Source organism: Nostoc sp. 106C (genome assembly GCF_002154725.1).
Lineage (GTDB): Bacteria > Cyanobacteriota > Cyanobacteriia > Cyanobacteriales > Nostocaceae > Aulosira.
In genome coordinates this window covers 1-902 of sequence record NZ_MTAW01000183.1, presented here as the reverse complement: position 1 = coordinate 902, position 902 = coordinate 1, and the positions used below count along the sequence as shown (strand labels likewise).

At 40.7% G+C, this 902-nt stretch carries 2 protein-coding genes; both read right to left on the bottom strand.

Annotation, left to right across the window (positions count from 1 at the left end):
• Positions 1-166, bottom strand: a 166-nt coding sequence (locus BV375_RS37225) for a CTB family bacteriocin (protein ID WP_166507513.1), incomplete at its 3' end; no start/stop codon positions are given.
• A 535-nt stretch (positions 167-701) separates the two neighbouring features.
• Positions 702-902: CTB family bacteriocin (locus tag BV375_RS27500; RefSeq protein ID WP_143842229.1), on the bottom strand; the 201-nt coding region annotated here is incomplete at its 5' end.

Below are 902 nucleotides of genomic sequence, written 5' to 3'. Positions count from 1 at the left end.
AAGTTGTGGAACTACCTCCTGGACCTGATTGAGTGTTTTGTCCCACGAGCAGAGTGTTGGACTGGAATCGGGTGGCATCAAACAGAACATCACCACCATTACCACCTGCAACTACATCTAATTCTTGTTCTGACAATTCGATAGCGGCTTGATTTTCAACTGACATGATTTTGACTCCTTTATTTGTGTGATTTAGAGTTAGTTAGAATAGAGGTAAAACAAGTTTTTTATTGCTTTGTTTTTTGCCCTCTGCTTTGTTTGTTCTAACTGTATTCATAGTAGGATTCCTGCCAGGAATAAACATCTGAAAAACGTCTTGAATCCCAACTCTGCAAAATAGCTAACTGCCCTAAGACCTTCGTTGATACTAGTAGGTATATATATCTAAAACTTTCGTAATAAGTAGCTAAACAAAAATATTTACAGTCATTGCGCTCACTCCGTGATGGATGAGCTTGCAATTGCTACTTTACTCTGCGGGAAACCTCTTCTCCTGCGGAGATACTAACGCGGTAAGCGCAGCTATGCTCGAAGGGTTTTACGAGGTGATACAAACACGTTGTTAGGGGTACAACGGCAATTGCCGTTGTACCCCTAAAAGAAATCTATCGATATTTGTGGACTTCTGTTAAGTAAAAGCAGAGTTTGATTCACCATGAATTTGTGTTTGAGAATCAACTCTGCTGAAGTTTTTGTAATATTTAGTGTCCACCTAATGCAATCAAGTGAATCGCACTAGTATCGAGTACTTGTCTTGCTACCGTAGAAGTTGTGGAACTACCTCCTGGACCTGATTGAGTATTTTGCCCCACGAGCAGAGTATTGGACTGGAATCGGGTGGCATCAAACAGAACATCACCACCATTACCACCTGCAACTACATCTAATTCTTGTTCTGACAA